General features: G+C 65.3%; 14 protein-coding genes and 1 tRNA gene. 6 read left to right on the top strand and 9 right to left on the bottom strand.

What is annotated here, in order from left to right; translation table 11 throughout:
- Nucleotides 1-4: 4 nt before the first annotated feature.
- From QX048_RS08630 to QX048_RS08655, 6 genes are all read right to left on the bottom strand, one after another.
- Complete coding sequence (locus QX048_RS08630; RefSeq protein WP_316192010.1) at nucleotides 5-625, bottom strand: FliH/SctL family protein; 621 nt, start codon at nucleotides 623-625, stop codon at nucleotides 5-7.
- Nucleotides 625-1719 (bottom strand): flagellar motor switch protein FliG, encoded by a 1095-nt coding sequence (fliG, locus tag QX048_RS08635; protein ID WP_315714167.1) that lies wholly within the window; start codon nucleotides 1717-1719, stop codon nucleotides 625-627. Before fliG ends, QX048_RS08630 begins: the two co-directional genes overlap by 1 nt.
- A 44-nt stretch (nucleotides 1720-1763) precedes the next feature.
- Entirely contained in the window at nucleotides 1764-3362 is a 1599-nt protein-coding gene (gene fliF / locus QX048_RS08640) for a flagellar basal-body MS-ring/collar protein FliF (protein ID WP_315714168.1), read from the bottom strand.
- Nucleotides 3363-3697: 335 nt separating this feature from the next.
- Entirely contained in the window at nucleotides 3698-3973 is a 276-nt protein-coding gene (locus tag QX048_RS08645; RefSeq protein WP_002714638.1) for a DUF1153 domain-containing protein, read from the bottom strand.
- 272 nt (nucleotides 3974-4245) lie between these two features.
- Complete coding sequence (locus tag QX048_RS08650) at nucleotides 4246-4944, bottom strand: flagellar hook capping FlgD N-terminal domain-containing protein (RefSeq protein WP_315714169.1); 699 nt, start codon at nucleotides 4942-4944, stop codon at nucleotides 4246-4248.
- 12 nt (nucleotides 4945-4956) lie between these two features.
- Nucleotides 4957-6558, bottom strand: a complete 1602-nt coding sequence (locus QX048_RS08655) for a flagellar hook-length control protein FliK (protein ID WP_316192009.1) — start codon at nucleotides 6556-6558, stop codon at nucleotides 4957-4959.
- On the opposite strand from QX048_RS08655, the gene QX048_RS08660 reads away from it, so the two are divergent.
- The 5 genes from QX048_RS08660 (at nucleotide 6545) to QX048_RS08680 (ending at nucleotide 9515) form a co-directional block, all read left to right on the top strand.
- A complete protein-coding gene (locus tag QX048_RS08660) occupies nucleotides 6545-6772 on the top strand; it encodes a hypothetical protein (RefSeq protein ID WP_316192008.1) in 228 nt (75 codons plus the stop codon). The two genes, QX048_RS08655 and QX048_RS08660, sit on opposite strands and share 14 nt — an antisense overlap.
- 142 nt (nucleotides 6773-6914) lie before the next feature.
- Entirely contained in the window at nucleotides 6915-8111 is a 1197-nt protein-coding gene (gene mnmA / locus QX048_RS08665; protein ID WP_316192007.1) for a tRNA 2-thiouridine(34) synthase MnmA, read from the top strand.
- Nucleotides 8112-8138: 27 nt separating this feature from the next.
- The gene (locus QX048_RS08670; RefSeq protein WP_316192006.1) at nucleotides 8139-8774 is read left to right on the top strand and encodes a class I SAM-dependent methyltransferase; all 636 of its coding nucleotides are present in this window, start codon (nucleotides 8139-8141) and stop codon (nucleotides 8772-8774) included.
- A 76-nt stretch (nucleotides 8775-8850) separates the two neighbouring features.
- On the top strand, nucleotides 8851-9201 hold the full coding sequence (locus QX048_RS08675; RefSeq protein ID WP_316192004.1) for a hypothetical protein: 351 nt from the start codon (nucleotides 8851-8853) through the stop codon (nucleotides 9199-9201).
- Nucleotides 9202-9438: 237 nt separating this feature from the next.
- Nucleotides 9439-9515 (top strand) — tRNA-Met (locus QX048_RS08680).
- On the opposite strand, the gene QX048_RS08685 is transcribed toward QX048_RS08680, so the two are convergent.
- Nucleotides 9472-11142 (bottom strand): recombinase family protein, encoded by a 1671-nt coding sequence (locus QX048_RS08685; RefSeq protein WP_315714387.1) that lies wholly within the window; start codon nucleotides 11140-11142, stop codon nucleotides 9472-9474. The genes QX048_RS08680 and QX048_RS08685 overlap by 44 nt on opposite strands.
- On the opposite strand from QX048_RS08685, the gene QX048_RS08690 reads away from it, so the two are divergent.
- A complete protein-coding gene (locus QX048_RS08690; RefSeq protein ID WP_315707331.1) occupies nucleotides 11087-11350 on the top strand; it encodes a hypothetical protein in 264 nt (87 codons plus the stop codon). The two genes, QX048_RS08685 and QX048_RS08690, sit on opposite strands and share 56 nt — an antisense overlap.
- A gap of 218 nt (nucleotides 11351-11568) precedes the next feature.
- Here QX048_RS08690 and QX048_RS08695 read toward each other — a convergent pair whose 3' ends face one another.
- Nucleotides 11569-11844 (bottom strand): helix-turn-helix transcriptional regulator, encoded by a 276-nt coding sequence (locus QX048_RS08695; protein WP_315707353.1) that lies wholly within the window; start codon nucleotides 11842-11844, stop codon nucleotides 11569-11571.
- A gap of 102 nt (nucleotides 11845-11946) precedes the next feature.
- On the bottom strand, nucleotides 11947-14958 hold the full coding sequence (traA, locus tag QX048_RS08700) for a Ti-type conjugative transfer relaxase TraA (RefSeq protein WP_315714175.1): 3012 nt from the start codon (nucleotides 14956-14958) through the stop codon (nucleotides 11947-11949).
- Nucleotides 14959-14990 lie beyond the last annotated feature (32 nt).

Raw genomic sequence — 14990 nt, forward strand, 5'->3', positions numbered from 1 at the left:
CGGCCTAGTTCTTCTTGGACGCCATGTAGCGTCCGACCAGCTCGTTGATCTTGGCGTCGATCGCAGCGCGCTCCAGCACGACGCCGCCATCGGCCCATTCGATACGGCAGTCGCCGGTCGCGATCTCCGGCTCGGCGAGGATCACGAGGCGCCCCTCGAAGCCGCTCTGCTTGGCGAGCTTCTCGATCTTCTCGCGGGCGAGCTCGTACAGCGTCTCGTTGATGCGCAGCACGAGGTGCGGCGTGGCGACCAGATGCGCGAAGCAGTCGTGCACGAGTCCGACGATCTCGCCGAGCGGCTCCGCCTCGACCAGCGCCGCGCACAGCTTGCGGGCGACGGCGACCGCGACATCGACGGCCTCGGTTTCCATCCGCTGCTCGATGCCTTCGAAGCGGGCGGAGATGCCCTGCAATTGGATGTTGATCTGCTCCAGCGCCGAGGCGACGCGGCGGTCGGCCTCGACCTTGGCTTCGCGCTGCGCCGCCTCGTAGCCGTTGCGATAGGCGGCGGCTTCGGCGGCCGCGACCTTCTGTGCGATTTCGGCGGACGTGGCCGCACGCTCCCGCGTCGTCTTCTCCGGCGCGGCGAAGTCGGTATCGAACAGGAATTTCGCAGGCTGAGCCATCAATACACCAGTTCGTCGTCGGCGCGGTTCTTGCTGAGCATGATCTCGCCCTTGGCGGCGAGGTCCTTGGCGAGATTGACGAGCAGGGCCTGCGCCTCGTCGACGTCGCGCAACCGTACCGGCCCCATGGCGGCCATGTCGTCCTGCAGCATCTTGGCGGCGCGCGACGACATGTTGCCGAAGAAGAAGTTGCGGACCTCCTCGTTGGCGCTCTTGAGCGCCACGCCGAGCTTGTCCTTGTCGACATTGCGCAGCAGGGTCTGCGCCGAGGCGGAATCGAGCTTGATCAGGTCGTCGAAGGTGAACATCAGCGCCTTGATGCGCTCGGCCGATTCGCGGTTCTCTTCTTCGAGCGACGTGATGAAGCGGGTCTCGGTCTGGCGGTCGAAATTGTTGAAGATTTCGGCCATCACCTCGTGGGCGTCGCGGCGGCGGGTCTGCGACAGGTTCGACATGAACTCGACGCGCAGGGTCTGCTCGACGCGCTCGATGACCTCCTTCTGCACCGCTTCCATGCGCAGCATGCGGCCGATGACGTCGAGCGCCATGTCCTCGGGCAGGATCGCGAGCACGCGGGCGGCATGCTCCGGCTTCAGCTTGGACAGCACGACCGCGATGGTCTGCGGATATTCGTTCTTGAGGTAGTTGGCGAGCACCTCTTCCTGGACGTTGGAGAGCTTCTCCCACATGTTGCGGCCGGCGGGGCCGCGGATCTCGTCCATGATGCCGTTGACGCGTTCCGGCGGCAGGTATTGCTGCAGCAGGCGCTCGGTGGCGTCGAAATTGCCCATCAGCGCGCCGGAGGCCGACATGCGCGAGACGAATTCGAGCATCAGGTCCTCGACCACGTCGGCTTCGATGGTTCCCAGCGTCGACATCGCCAGCGACAGTTCGCGCACCTCGTCGTCATCGAGCTGCTGCCAGATCTTGCCGCCATACTGCTCGCCGAGCGCGAGCATCATCACGGCGGCGCGCCGCGGGCCGCTCAAGGGCTCGGTCTTCTCGCGCTGCGCCTGGCGGCTCGCCAAGGTCGCGATGACCGTGGAAATGTCGTTGTTGTTGGCGTTGGCGTTCTGGGTCTGCGGCAGCGACATGGCGTCTACGTTCTTTTCAGTTCAGGCGGTTCACGTCGATCGGGTCAGCTCTGCGGCTCGGCGAGCCACTGGCGGATGATGGCGGCGGCTTCGCCCGGGTTGCGGTCGGCCAGCTCGCCCACCCGGTGGACGGACTGAGCGTGGACCTGGCCCTGGACCTGGGCGACGTCGATCATGTTGGCGGTCTGCTGGGCGTGAGCGGCTGCCTGGATGGTTTCGTCGGTGAGGGCCGGCAGGCCGCCGCCCGGGGCGGCGATCTCCTCGCTGGCGATGATCTTCTTCACCAGCGGCCGCACCACCATGAACACGACCACGATGCCGAGCAGCATCATCACCGCGAGCTCGATGACGTACATGACGTCATCCTTGGTGAAGTGGAGCATGCCGAGGAAGCCGGTGGGCTCGTTGATCTGCGGCACGGTGGGAGCGTCGGCGAATTTCAGGTTGACCACCTCGACCTGGTCGCCGCGCTTCTGGTCGAAGCCGATGGCGGAGCGGACCAGTGCGGCGATGCGGTCGAGCTCGTCCTTGCTGCGCTCTTGATAGACCAGCTCGCCCTTTTCGTTCTTCGAGTAGGCGCCGTCGACCAGAACCGCGACCGAGATGCGGTTGACCCGTCCGGCCTCGGTGACTTCGGTCTTGGTGGTCCGGGAGATCTCGTAATTGTTGGTCTCTTCGGTCTTCTTGCTCTGGTCCCGCGGCTGTTGCGGCGGCGCGTTCTGCTGGTTGCCCGGCAGCTCGTTGTTGACCGTGACCTGGCCGTTGTTCTCGTTGGTCGCCGACTGCTCTTCGCGGGTCTGGCTCGAGCGCAGCACGCGGCCTTCCGGATCGTAGCGGTCGGAGGTCTGGGTGATGCGGTTGTAGTCGAAGTCGGCGGACAGCTGGACACGGGCGCGGCCCGCTCCGACCACCGAGGAGACGATGTCCTCGACCTGCTTGCGCATCCGCTTCTCGAAGGCGTTGCGGCGCTCGTCGCCGACCTGCTGGTCGATGTCGGTCTGGGTGCCGTCGGCAAGCAGCTGGCCGGCCTCGTCGACGATCGACACCCGCTGCGGCTTCAGGCCGTTGACGGCGGAGGCGACGAGGTGGCGGATGGCGCGGATCTGCGCCGGCTCGAGGGTGCCGCGCACGCGCACGACGATCGAGGCGGACGGCTCCGGGGTCTCGCGCGAGAACAGCGGCCGCTCCGGCAGGACGAGATGGACGCGCGCCGCCTGGACACGGTCGATGGCGCGGATGGTGCGGGCGAGCTCGCCCTCGAGCGCGCGGAGATGGTTGATGTTCTGGACGAAGCTCGTGGTGCCCAGCGCGTCCGACTTGTCGAAGATCTCGTAGCCGACGCCGCCGCCCTTGGGCAGGCCGCCCTCGGCGAGCTTCATGCGCAGCCGGGTCACCTTGTCCTTGGGCACCAGGATGACGCTGCCTTCATTGCGCATCTCGAAGGGAATGCCCTGCCGCTCCAGATCCTTGATGATGCTGGAGGAGTCTTCCATCGTCAGGTCGGTGAAGAGGGTGGTCATCTGCGGCGCGGTCACGCGCATGATGACGAAGCCGAAGAAGCCGATTAAGGCAGCGGTGACTGCGATCATGGCGGTGAGCCGCGCGGCGCCCAAACCCTTCAGGAAGTCCAAGAGACCTTGCAAGCAACTGCCCCATAGTTCGGCATTCGACGGGTGGCCGCTGAAAGGTGATTTGAGCTTCGCGGGCCTTTACGGCCGGTTGCATAGATCGCGAAATTCAATCCTTAACCTTCACCAGCACCCGCATTCCAGGTGGCGATCCGATGTCAGCCGCTGCCCCGCCATTCGCGGGACGGGGCGCGGAGGTTGAATCGAACCACTGGGCAATTATTGCCTATGGGAAGGTTTCGATATGGTTAACGGTGGTTAAAGGGTCCTAACAAAGTGTAGACATGCAAAAAATCGGCTTGGCAGGGCCAAGCCGATTTTCGAAGAAATCCCGTCGCGTCGGCAACGATCTATTGGCGATATTGCTGAATTCGGGTGGTGCGCAGGCCGGCGAGACCGTGCTGGTCGATCGAGAACTGCCACGACAGGAATTCGTCGACGGTCAGGGTGTAGCGGCTGCACGCTTCCTCGAGGGACAGCAAGCCGCCGCGAACGGCGGCAACGACTTCAGCCTTCCGGCGAATGACCCACCTCTTGGTGCCTGGCGCAGGCAAATCCGCGATGGTGAGTGGGCTGCCGTCAGGCCCGATGACGTATTTCACCCTCGGGCGATGGGGTTCTGTCATGGCGTACTCACAAACTCTTAACCACTGAACTCACGGTAAGACCCTACGCCGCCTCGCTTAAAATTTGCCTAAGCCGAGGGCGCGAATCCGGCGTTGCGCGCGAACGCCGCCACTTCCGGTGGCGCTGCGCCCCGGGAGCGGAATCGTGGTGAATGATTGGTTAAGAATTTCCGGCGCTTACGCTGACATGTCGTCGCGGCAGCAGAGCTTGATGTTCAAGCTCTGCTGCAGGCGCATCCGCGGTCTCAGGAGCCGGTTGCGGGCCTTGGGGGCTAGCCGACGATCTGCCGGATCTGGTTGACCGTGTAGGTCTGGCCGCCGATCGTCAGCAATGGCGGCTGCTGGGTCAGGTCGACCGAGGACACCGCGCCCTGGACCTGGGTCTTGATCGCAACCGGATTGCCGTTGGTGGCGTCGGTCGCCACCGTCGTGATCTTGTACTGTCCATCCGGCCATTGCGTGCCGTCATTGCCCTGACCATTCCAGCTGTAGGTCTGGTTGTCACCGGCGTTGGCCGTATATTTGCCGGTGAAGACGGTCTGCCCGGCCTTGTTGATGATGTTGACCGTCAGATTGCAGTTCTTGGGGATGGTGAGGCCCCAGCTCGCCTTTCCACTGGACAGGCTGGTGGTGTCGCCGGCGACGACCGCGGTCTTGCCGACGAAGGCCAGCGCCTGGGTCGCCTGTGCCGTCTGCTGCATCGTGAGCAGCGATGCGAGCTGATCGTTGGTCTTGAGCTGCTGCTCGACGCCGGCGAACTGCACGAGCTGCTGGGTGAACTGATTGGTGTCCAGCGGATCCAGCGGATTCTGGTTCTGCAGCTGCGTCGTCAGCAGCGTCAGGAAGGTCTGGAAATTGCCGGCAATCGTCGAGCCTGCGCTCGAGCCGAGGCTGTTGTTGCCGGTTGACGAATTGGTGTTGGTCGTGCCCGAGACTGGCGGGCTTGACGTGATTGCGTCGCCGATTGCCATGGAAGCCTCCTGTTAAACCCTGATATCCACGCCGCCTTGCGCGCCGAACATCCGTCCATAGGATCGTCCGGCGAGCTGGACCGGGACGTTTTCGTCCTCGGTCACGATCAGGCGTTGTGGGTTGCCATTCTGTTGATAATCGCCGCCATTCTGGCCGGACGAGTTCTGGTCGCGCAGCGAGAACTGCAATCCGCTGTTGTTGCTCTTGAGGCCGGCGTCCTGCAGCGCCTGCTGGAGCTGCGGCGCCGTCTGCTGCAGCATCGCCAGCGTCTCCGGCTTCTCGACCCGCAGATGCGAGGTCACCTGGCCGTTGCGATCGACGTCGATGCGGACGTCGATGCGGCCGAGCTCGGCCGGATCCAGTCGGATCTCGAAGCGGCTCTTGCCGTTGAGCGCGGAGGCTGCGATCTCGACGGCAAGCCCATGAAGCGGCACAGCGGCCGCCGTAGCGGCCGTCGCGGTCAGGTTGGCCGCGGTGATCTGGCTGGTCGATGCGGCCGGCGTCGACAGCTGGGGCTGCGCGGCGGCCGTGGCCTGTGCACTCGGATCGGGCGCCGGCGCGTTGGTCTGGCTGGTCGTCGGCGCGGCGTTGCGATCATGTGAGGCCGGTGCCTGCAAATTGCCGTTCGCCTTCCCGTCGCCGGCCTCGACGGAGTCCGGCTTGGCTGCAACAGCGGGCTGTTGCGCGAGCGCGCCCTGGCCCGGCTGCTGAGTGGACTGGACGTTGCCATTGCCCGGTTCGGTGACCTTGCCGGCTGCGCCGTCGGCGAGCCCCGTCTTAATCTGTGTGCCCGGCTTGCCCGTCGTCTTGGTGCTGCCGGGAACGGCCGTATCGAGCGCGGCGGTGAAGGTCTGATCGGCAGATGCGGCAGCGTCGCCGGAGGCCGCCGCTGCCGTCTCGGGCGTCGTCGCGGTTGATCCGGCGCCGTCGGCATCCTTGGCCGCCCCGGTGGATTTGGCTGCGGCCGCCAGCAGACCTGCCGCGGCATCGACCGAGCCCTGCGGGCCAACACCGGCCGCTCCGACGGGCGCGGTCGCGCCGGGCGCATTGGTTTTGCCGTCGCCGCCCGCCGTGCCATCGCCGGTGGCGGGGTTGGCGAGGGTGATGTCGGGCTGGATGACGACGGCGACCGGCGTCGGCACGGCCACGGTCTGCTCGGCTATAGCGGTCGTCGCAGCGCTCGCATCCGTGCTGGCCTGATCGCCGTCCTTCTTGTCGCCCGTCTTGCCGTCGCTGGTCTTTCCGTCGGCGGTCCCGGCCGCATCGGTCTTGGTCGGCGTGCCGGTGGTCGCGTCGGCCGTGGTATCGGGACCGCTGGCGTCGGCGCCCGCAGTGCTGCCGTCGGCCTTGTCCGCCGGCTTGTCCTGCGACTTGGCCTGGGTGCGATCGGCGTCGCCGGCCCGCGCCGGCTCGCGGCTCGGGCTGGAAGCGCTGCCGGCGCGCGGTGACGGCGACGCGGAGGTGGGCGGCGACGCTGTCGACGGATCCGGAGTCGCGGCGTCGACCAGCGCCGAGAAGCTGTCGGACGGCTGCGGAGCGTCCTGACGGGACTGTCTCGGCGCCGTGGTCTTGAGAACCGTGCCTGCCTGGATGTCTGACGTGACGCTGAACACCTTGGACCCTCTCGCGATGAACTCGACCAAGCAGTTCAGCAAGGAGCGGGCCAAGCCGGCGCCACTGAAAATAGTCAATAAATTCAATTTCTTATGGAATCGATCGCGGCGCGGATCCCCCGCCGCGTCCTCGCCATTTCTGCCCGGCCGGCAAGATTTGCCGCCGGCATCTGCGACCGGCGCAATTGCTTCGCAGGAAGTGCGCCTATATTAGAGACAGATGCTTTCGTGTTGTTTCCGATCAGGACATCCTGTCCGGAGATCGCCCGAAGCAAGCCATCCGCAAAGACGGCGCATGCGAGGCGTTCCCGCGCCGGGAACCCGTTGCTTGACGCCGCGATCGCAGTGACCGGATCATGCTCAACAGTCTCGATCTCGAAGGCCGTCCTGAAGACACCAGGGTCGTCGTCGCCATGTCCGGCGGCGTGGACTCCTCGGTGACGGCCGCGCTGCTGAAGTCGGAAGGCTACGACGTCGTCGGCATCACCCTGCAGCTCTACGATCACGGCGCGGCGACGCACCGCAAGGGCGCGTGCTGCGCCGGCCAGGACATCCACGATGCCCGCAACGTCGCCGAGCGCCTCGGCATCCCGCATTACGTGCTGGACTACGAAGACCGCTTCCGCGAGTCGGTGATCGACAATTTCGCCGCCAGCTACGCTTCGGGCGAAACGCCGGTGCCGTGCATCGAGTGCAACCGCGCCATCAAGTTCGGCGATCTCCTGAAGACCGCGCGCGAGCTCGGCGCCTCCGTGCTCGCCACCGGCCACTACGTCGCCTCGCGGCGGCTGGCGGACGGATCGCGCGCGCTCACTTGCGCGGCGGACAGCGATCGCGACCAGAGCTACTTCCTGTTCGCGACCACGCGCGAGCAGCTCGATTATCTGCGCTTTCCGCTCGGCGACATGACCAAGCCGGAGGTGCGCGAACTCGCGCGCCGCTTCGGACTGGAGGTCGCCGACAAGCACGACAGCCAGGACATCTGCTTCGTGCCGACCGGCCGCTACACCGACATCATCGGCAAGCTGCGCCCGAACGCGATGGAGCCGGGCGAGATCGTCGATCTCAATGGCCGCGTTCTCGGCGTGCATCAGGGCATCGCGAACTACACGATCGGTCAGCGCAAGGGCCTCGGCATCGCTGCCGGCGCGCCGCTCTACGTCGTCAAGCTGGACGTCGCCACCCGCCGCGTCGTGGTCGGCCCGCGCGAGGCGCTGCGCACGCATCGCATCACGCTGCGCGAGGTCAACTGGATCGGTGACGGCGCGCTCGACGCCGCCGCGCGCGAGGGCCTCGAATTGTTCGTGCGGGTGCGCTCGACGCGGCCGCCGCAGCCGGCTTGGCTGCGCGGTGCGGACGGCCGTTACGAGGTCGAGCTGGTCGCCGGCGAAGAGGGCGTCTCGCCGGGCCAGGCCTGCGTGTTCTACGATGCCGCGTCCGGCCGCGCCCGCGTGCTCGGTGGCGGCTTCATCCAGAGCGCTGTTGCGGAAAGCAGCAGCTCGGGCGGCAACGTGATCAGGCCGCAGCGCGTGGCCGAGCCGGTCCGCGGCTGATCAGCATCCATCATTCGGGGCAGGGGCATGGGGGACATCGACCGCGCGGGGGTCGAAAAGGCCTATGAGCGCTGGGCGCCGGTCTACGATCTGGTGTTCGGCAAGGTCTTCGATCAGGGCCGCCAATCGACCATCGCGGAAGCCGATCGCATCGGCGGCCGCATTCTCGACGTCGGCGTCGGCACCGGTCTGTCCTTGTCGGACTATGCCCGGACCACGAAGATCTGCGGCGTCGATATCTCCGAGCCGATGCTGCGGCGGGCGCAGGCCCGCGTGCGCGAGCTGAAGCTCCTCAATGTCGAGACGCTCGCGGTGATGGATGCCAAGCATCTCGCGTTTCCCGACAATTTCTTCGACGCGGTGGTCGCGCAATACGTCATCACCGCGGTGCCGGATCCCGAAGCGACGCTCGATGATTTCATCCGCGTGCTGAAGCCGGGCGGCGAGCTGATCCTGGTCAACCATATCGGCGCCGAGAGCGGCCCGCGCCGCATCTTCGAGCTCGCCTTCGCGCCGATCGCGCGCCGGCTCGGCTGGCGGCCGGAGTTCCCCTGGGCCCGACTGGTGAACTGGGCCGCAAAGCATGGCGGCGTCACGCTGGCCGAGCGCCGGCCGATGCCACCGCTCGGACACTTCTCGCTCATTCGCTACCGCAAGGGCTGACCGCCAGATCCTCTGGCCGTGCGCTTTGCCACGCCATCCGCGCGGAACGCGAACGCGGGGTTTGCGTTGCCCCGCCATGAGCATCAGGCAATCCTTGTTCCTCTCCTTCGCACTGGTCTCGACCGCGGCTGCGGCCCACGCCCAGGCGCCGCCAACGGCGGCCACACCTCCGCAGGCGACGGCGCCGGCCCCCGACGCGAATGCCGCCTGTGCGCCGAATGCCCGCGCGACGGCGACGCCCGACGGCATCACCACCGGCAGTGCCGGCGAGCCGCTCGGCGACAAGCTGGCGAAGACCAACGGTGTGTTGTGTCCGCCGAGCGGGGTCGATCCGGAGATGCACGCGCCGACCCCGGAGGGCGGCACGACGCCGGTGATCCCGCCGCCCGGCAGCCCCGGCGGCAATCCGAACGTGCAGCCGAAATGAGCCTCTTGTGAACTGCATTGCCGAGCCGTCGCTCTTGGCGCACATGTCGGCCTGCGGCCCTCGACGACCGGCGAATACATGCGCAAGGCCTTGGAGAGTCGTCCGGAAATCCCCTGGTGTGAAAACCGCTGCTGCCCGCGAGCTTTGCTTGACAGGGGCGGAGACGCCTCCTTATATGCCGCCCGTTCACAAGGCCCGGCGCCCGCTTCGACCGGTCTTGCCTTGATCGAACATCGTGGCGGGGTAGCTCAGCTGGTTAGAGCACGGGAATCATAATCCTGGGGTCGGGGGTTCGAGTCCCTCCCCCGCTACCACGCGTGACCCACTATTGTAGCTGCCGTCTGGGAACACTCCTTTCCCGAGTAAAGCAGCTAGCTTTCCCTTCACTTCGATCTCAAATCCTTCCCTGGGTCCCTTCGGGTAAATCGTGACGCTGTGCACGAGAGCCCGGAAATCGTCGATGAGCGTGCCTCGGTCGTCCTCGGCAATGGCGTGGTCCGCCAAGGTTTCCGCTAGCGCATCGACGGTTGCGACATATCGGTCCAAGGTTGCCGGGTGAAGGGCAACCGGAACAGGCGCTTCCTCGAGCGCGGCCAGTTCCGCCTCTACCCGCTCTCGCTCCTCTTTGAGCTCGGCGATGCGTTGCCGAGCGTCGTCCTCCGAAATGACGTATCGGACGACAAGATCGATGTTGCGCTGCCGCTCGCCCTCGATCCGATCGCGCTTCGCCTCCAGGCGCGTGCGTGTTGCGGCGGCGTCTCCGGCAAGGCGCTCTCGTTCACGATTATAGTTGCGCACATAGGTCTCGATCAGCCGAGGATCCTTCAGTTCTTCGGCCATGCCGCTGAGGACCAGATTTTCGACGTCGCGAAGGTACAAGATTCTGCGGTTCGAACAGCTGCCGCTTTCGCGCACGGCCGAGCAGCGGACGCGGGTCTTGCCCGTTTTGTCCCGGTCATGCACCGACAGGCCGGATCCGCAGCAACCGCAGCGAAGAAGTCCGGAAAGCAGATGTGGCGTTCGGCGCTTGACGTGGCTGGCGAGACGGCTCTTCTGCGACTTCAACAGATGAGCCTGTTCCCAAATGGACTGTTCGACGATCCGCAAATGGGGGGCTTCGATGCGCTGCCACTCGTCCGGCGGATTGGGCCGAGACAGCCGCTTTCCGGTGTCGGGATCTTTGACCATCCGGACCTTGTTCCAGACGATGCGACCCGCATACAGCTCATTGAAAATGAGGCCGTTCCCGCGCTGCGCGTTGCCGTTGATCGTCGATGCATTCCACCGCGGGCCTCGCGGCGGACGAATTTCCTCGCGATTGAGATCCCGCGCAATGTCGCGAGGTGTTCGTCCGTCGGCATAAGCGGCGAAGATGCGCCGAACGACGGCGGCCTCCTGCTCGACGATTTCGAGCTCGCCGGGTTTGCCGGCGACCGCACGATAGCCATAGGCGCGCCCGCCAGCGTGGCGGCCATCGCGTATCACGCCGGCCATACCGCGCCGGACTTTCTTCGCGCCATCCTCGCGTTGCATCTGTCCGACGAGACCGCGAATCCCTATCAGGATGGAGTCTGCCGTGCCGTCATGCACCGCTTGGATCTGGATCCCCTGAAAGGACAGCCTCTTGTGAATTCCGGCGAGATCCTCCATGTCGCGCGAGAGCCGATCCAACGCCTCCACGACTACGACATCGAATGTGTGCAGGCGTGCAGCATCCATCAGCTGCATCAAGCCATCGCGTCCAAAAACCGAGGCCCCAGACCGGGCCTTGTCCTCGAACGTAGCGACGACTGAGAGCTGATGACGCGCCGCATAGGTCCGACACAAAGCGATCTGATCTTCAGTCGATCTTTCGCTTTGGAGCTCGGTCGAGAATCTGGCGTAAATGGCTGCGCGCTTCATCATGAACACCATTGCTGCGGCACCGAGAGTTGACCGCATCAAGATGGCATTTTGTCAGCGGCTCTCTTTCCCGCAGATGATCGCGCCTCGCATCGGCAATCGCAAGCGCTTCAACGAATTTGGCCAGGGCATTGTCAGTTTCGGCAACACAGCCTGTTGCCCGATGCGATCCCTGTCCGGTCTTTTGTCGCGCCATCTCAACAGGATGCTGCGCGGGGAGAGCCGAGGCGAGATCGGGGAACGATGAAGCGTAGCATTGGATAGAATCGAGAACAGAAACGTCGTTTGGATGCGGATCGCTTTGACCTTGGGCACTGTGCCTGCCGTCGGCACAGTCAAAAGAGGGGTGTCCGGAAACGGAAGAGGATCGGAGACGCGCTCGCCGTTTAGGATGCGCTGGCGAAGGAAAGGGTCCGGGATCGAAAGTGGGCGGTGTATGAAGTGAGGATACGAGAGCACGAGTCTTTACGTTCTGCGGCCGGTTGAAGGATCGGAAATCGAGCTCACCGCGGCTTCCTCGAATCGACCTTCCGCACGCCATCCGGCTGGATCTGCGATCCATCGGTTTATATCGGATTCATGCCAGCCCGAACCGTTGCTGCTGATTTTGAGCTGGGCCGGGAACGTGCCCTCGGCGATCTTGCGGTAGATTGTGGACCGGGACAGCCCGGTCCTGGTGAGGATGGTCTTCAACCTGATGATCTGGTTCGCGCATGGCCGTGATGCCCTTCGCTGGTCGATTCTGAGGTGTTGTGAGACCAGAGAGGCCAAACAGATGCAGGCGGACAATAAGAGTTCGCGCGTTGCCAAGCGTGGCGTAGAGCCGGCGGCAAACGGGATGGGTCAAATTCCAAGGCTTCGGCCTCTGCCGAGATCGATGCCATGGACGAAGGCCAGATCCTGGCCGAGCCGGCGGCCTGATTCGAATGCAATGCCGAGATCGTTCTTGCGACCGGCGAGAATGGATTCCAATTGCGGGTCGCGTTCGAGACTTTTCGCCATGTCGCCCATCGCGGACCGCGTGGCCTTGTAACCGGACATGTCCCCGGCCTGATATTGTCGCTGACTGGTGTGCTCGAGCTTCTGCCAGCGCTCTACGAAGCGATCGGCGCGGCGGCTCGGATCGGTGCGCAGTTCAGTCTCGAGCTGGAGCGCGCGGATGGCGCGGTTGAGGCGTCCGCCAGCGGCCTCGCGGGCCAGCTCGGGGTTCTTCTTGTAGGCGGCCTCAGCGTCGTGGGAGCCATAGGGGCGCACCTTTTCGAAGGCCTGGCGGGCGGTCTGTAGCTCTTTGACCTGTTCGGGGCTCGCTCTGCCGCCCATCTCATGCGCTGCGAAGATCGCATCCACGGCGCGAGCATGGCGCACCAGCGCTCGGGTCCGCACACGACGGGCTTCCGCTTCGGGATCTTGCGCCACGGTCCTTGCCGGCACTTCGGCTTCGCGCCGGTCGGCTGCCGTGCCGCTGTTTTCTTTTTCGGGGGATCCCCGCTCGGGCCGTCGTCCGCCATCCCGGTCGAGCACCTCTCCAGAAACGCTAAGGCCGTCGAACATGCCGCGCAGCGTCTCTGGCACGGCCTTGCGCACGATCTCGGCCACGCGCTCGCGGAACGTGATCCCGCGCCGCTCGGCGTAGCTCTGGACGGGATCGGCACGGTCGTAATCCAAGGCCATGTCCTTCGACCGGTCGCGCGACAGAGCACGGTTGAGCCGATCCGCATCGGTAAAATCGTTGCGGCCATAATGCAGGTCCACGCTGTCGCGATGCCGCGACAGTGCGACATAGCTGCTGTGGGCGTCCATGCCGGGCGTTGCCAGTACATGGACCCGGTCGACCGTCATACCCTGCGCCTTGTGGATCGTCGCGGCATAACCGTGGTCGATCCGGTTGTAATCCTTGAGGTCAAAGCGCACGGACCGGCCATCGTCGATCTGCACGGTCATGGATTGCGCGCTGACCAGTTCAATGGTCCCGAGTGTGCCGTTCTTGACACCAAGCCCACGCTCGTTCCGCAGGAACATGATGCGGTCTCCGCCGGCGAAGCTTCTCGCGCCGCGCTCGACCGTTACACCCACCTCATTGCCCAGAGCGCCGGCGGCCCGCATCCGTCCGCGCGCCGCCTCGTTCAGCGCGCGCACCTCGTCATTGGTATGGGTCAGGATGATCCGGCTCCGGTCCGGCGATACCTGCCGGTCGCGGTCCCAGCGCGCGATCAGATCGCCCCGCGCCTGCTCGCGGGTCATCGCCTCATGCACCATGCCGTTGGCCCGATAGGCTTCTAGCGCATGGCCGACCTTGCCGGTCGCCAGATTGCGCGTGGCGTCGCGCTGCCAGTCTTCGCGCTGACGGCGTATTTCGCCGATCTCCGCCCCGCCGTGACGCTCATGGATCGACCGGAAAGCTGCGCCCGCCTCGATGGCCTGCAGCTGCTGCGGATCGCCGACCAGCACGACCTTGGCGCCCGCCTCGGCAGCACGAGACATCACGCGCTCGAGCTGGCGCGTGCCGACCATGCCCGCCTCGTCGATGACGAGCACCTCGCTCGATTTGAGTAGATCACGGCCCTGCTCCCAGCCATGCTCCAGACTGGCAATCGTGCGCGACGCAATGCCCGACCCGCCTTCGAGGTTTTCTGCTGCAATGCCGGACAGCGCCACGCCCCGGACCTCGAAGCCGGCTGCTTCCCACGCCTCCCGCGCCACCCCCAGCAGCGCGCTCTTTCCTGTCCCGGCATGGCCGACCACGACGCTGAGACCGCGTCCATCCGTGACGTGCGCCAAGGCGTCAACCTGCTCGGATGACAGCACCAGGCCGCGTGCTTCCGCACGCGCCAAAGCGGCCTGGCGATCCTCGTCGCGCACCTGGTGGCGCTCCCGTTCTGCCATCAGCTCAGCGGCCCGGTGCAGGCGCCGTTCTGCTTCGATCATTCCGCGGGTGGTGAACCGATCCTCGCCGCGAGCGTCCTTGCCGAGGTCGACTAGATCTGGCGCTCCCTGCATTGCGCCCAGCACTTCATTGAACTGGTCGAGCCCGTCACTGTGCCGATGCGCAAACTTTGCGAGGTCACGGCGTGTGAAGGTCGATTGCTGTTGGGTGATCGCGTCCAGTCCAAGGGAGGGATCGGCGATGATCCTCCTGCCGTTGTTTCGCGCGATCTCGCGGTGCATCTCGGCCCGGTCAGCCTCAGCGCCCTCGCCTCCGCCTCTCCGCCCCTCAATGCGCTTGGCCGGTGCGCCGATCTGGCTTTGCGGCTCGAGCGCAATGCCCTGGGCTTCCAGGCTGCGGTGATCAATCCGCGCGTCGATGTCGAGCTCGGCCAGCCGCTCGTTGGCAATCTCCGCCCAGCGTTCGCGCCAGCGCTCGACCATCTCCGTGCGGTTCCACTCTCTCACCTTCTGACCAAAGCCGTTCTGATCGACCGAGCGCATTGTCAGCATGACATGGGCGTGCGGCTTGGGCAGGCCGTCTTCGGCCCTGTCCCAATGCACATTAAGATCGGCGATCATGCCGCGACGGACGAACTCGCTCTGAACGAAGTCCCGAGCCAGCTCAATGCCCTGCGCCTCAGTCAGTTCTCGCGGAAGGGCGAACTCGATCTCCCGGGCCAGCTGGGCGTCCTTGCGGACTTCGAATGCTTCGACATCGTTCCAGAGCCGCTCGCGGTCACTCCACGCCTCCGGCGCATTCTCCGGCAGCATCACCTCGGAATGGACGACGCCGCGCTTGGCCGAAAAATCCTGCTCACGGCCCAACCGCTCGTCGCGCAGCCGCGAGCCCGAGCGGTAGGCCGCCGATGCCACCGCGCTGCTCCCGGCCTTCCGGCCAATGACCTTGACGTGAAGATGATAGATCGCCATCGCGAGCAGAGCATCTACACAGCGAAGCGTAC

The organism is Bradyrhizobium sp. SZCCHNS30572 (genome assembly GCF_032484415.1).
Classification (GTDB): domain Bacteria; phylum Pseudomonadota; class Alphaproteobacteria; order Rhizobiales; family Xanthobacteraceae; genus Bradyrhizobium.

Bases quoted from the DNA above. Each gene is read 5' to 3' on its own strand.
- QX048_RS08630 (WP_316192010.1), bottom strand. From the start codon at position 625: ATGGCTCAGCCTGCGAAATTCCTGTTCGATACCGACTTCGCCGCGCCG.
- fliG (WP_315714167.1), bottom strand. From the start codon at position 1,719: ATGTCGCTGCCGCAGACCCAGAACGCCAACGCCAACAACAACGACATT.
- QX048_RS08645 (WP_002714638.1), bottom strand. From the start codon at position 3,973: ATGACAGAACCCCATCGCCCGAGGGTGAAATACGTCATCGGGCCTGAC.
- QX048_RS08650 (WP_315714169.1), bottom strand. From the start codon at position 4,944: ATGGCAATCGGCGACGCAATCACGTCAAGCCCGCCAGTCTCGGGCACG.
- mnmA (WP_316192007.1), top strand. From the start codon at position 6,915: ATGCTCAACAGTCTCGATCTCGAAGGCCGTCCTGAAGACACCAGGGTC.
- QX048_RS08670 (WP_316192006.1), top strand. From the start codon at position 8,139: ATGGGGGACATCGACCGCGCGGGGGTCGAAAAGGCCTATGAGCGCTGG.
- QX048_RS08675 (WP_316192004.1), top strand. From the start codon at position 8,851: ATGAGCATCAGGCAATCCTTGTTCCTCTCCTTCGCACTGGTCTCGACC.
- QX048_RS08690 (WP_315707331.1), top strand. From the start codon at position 11,087: ATGGCTGCGCGCTTCATCATGAACACCATTGCTGCGGCACCGAGAGTT.
- QX048_RS08685 (WP_315714387.1), bottom strand. From the start codon at position 11,142: ATGCGGTCAACTCTCGGTGCCGCAGCAATGGTGTTCATGATGAAGCGC.
- traA (WP_315714175.1), bottom strand. From the start codon at position 14,958: ATGGCGATCTATCATCTTCACGTCAAGGTCATTGGCCGGAAGGCCGGG.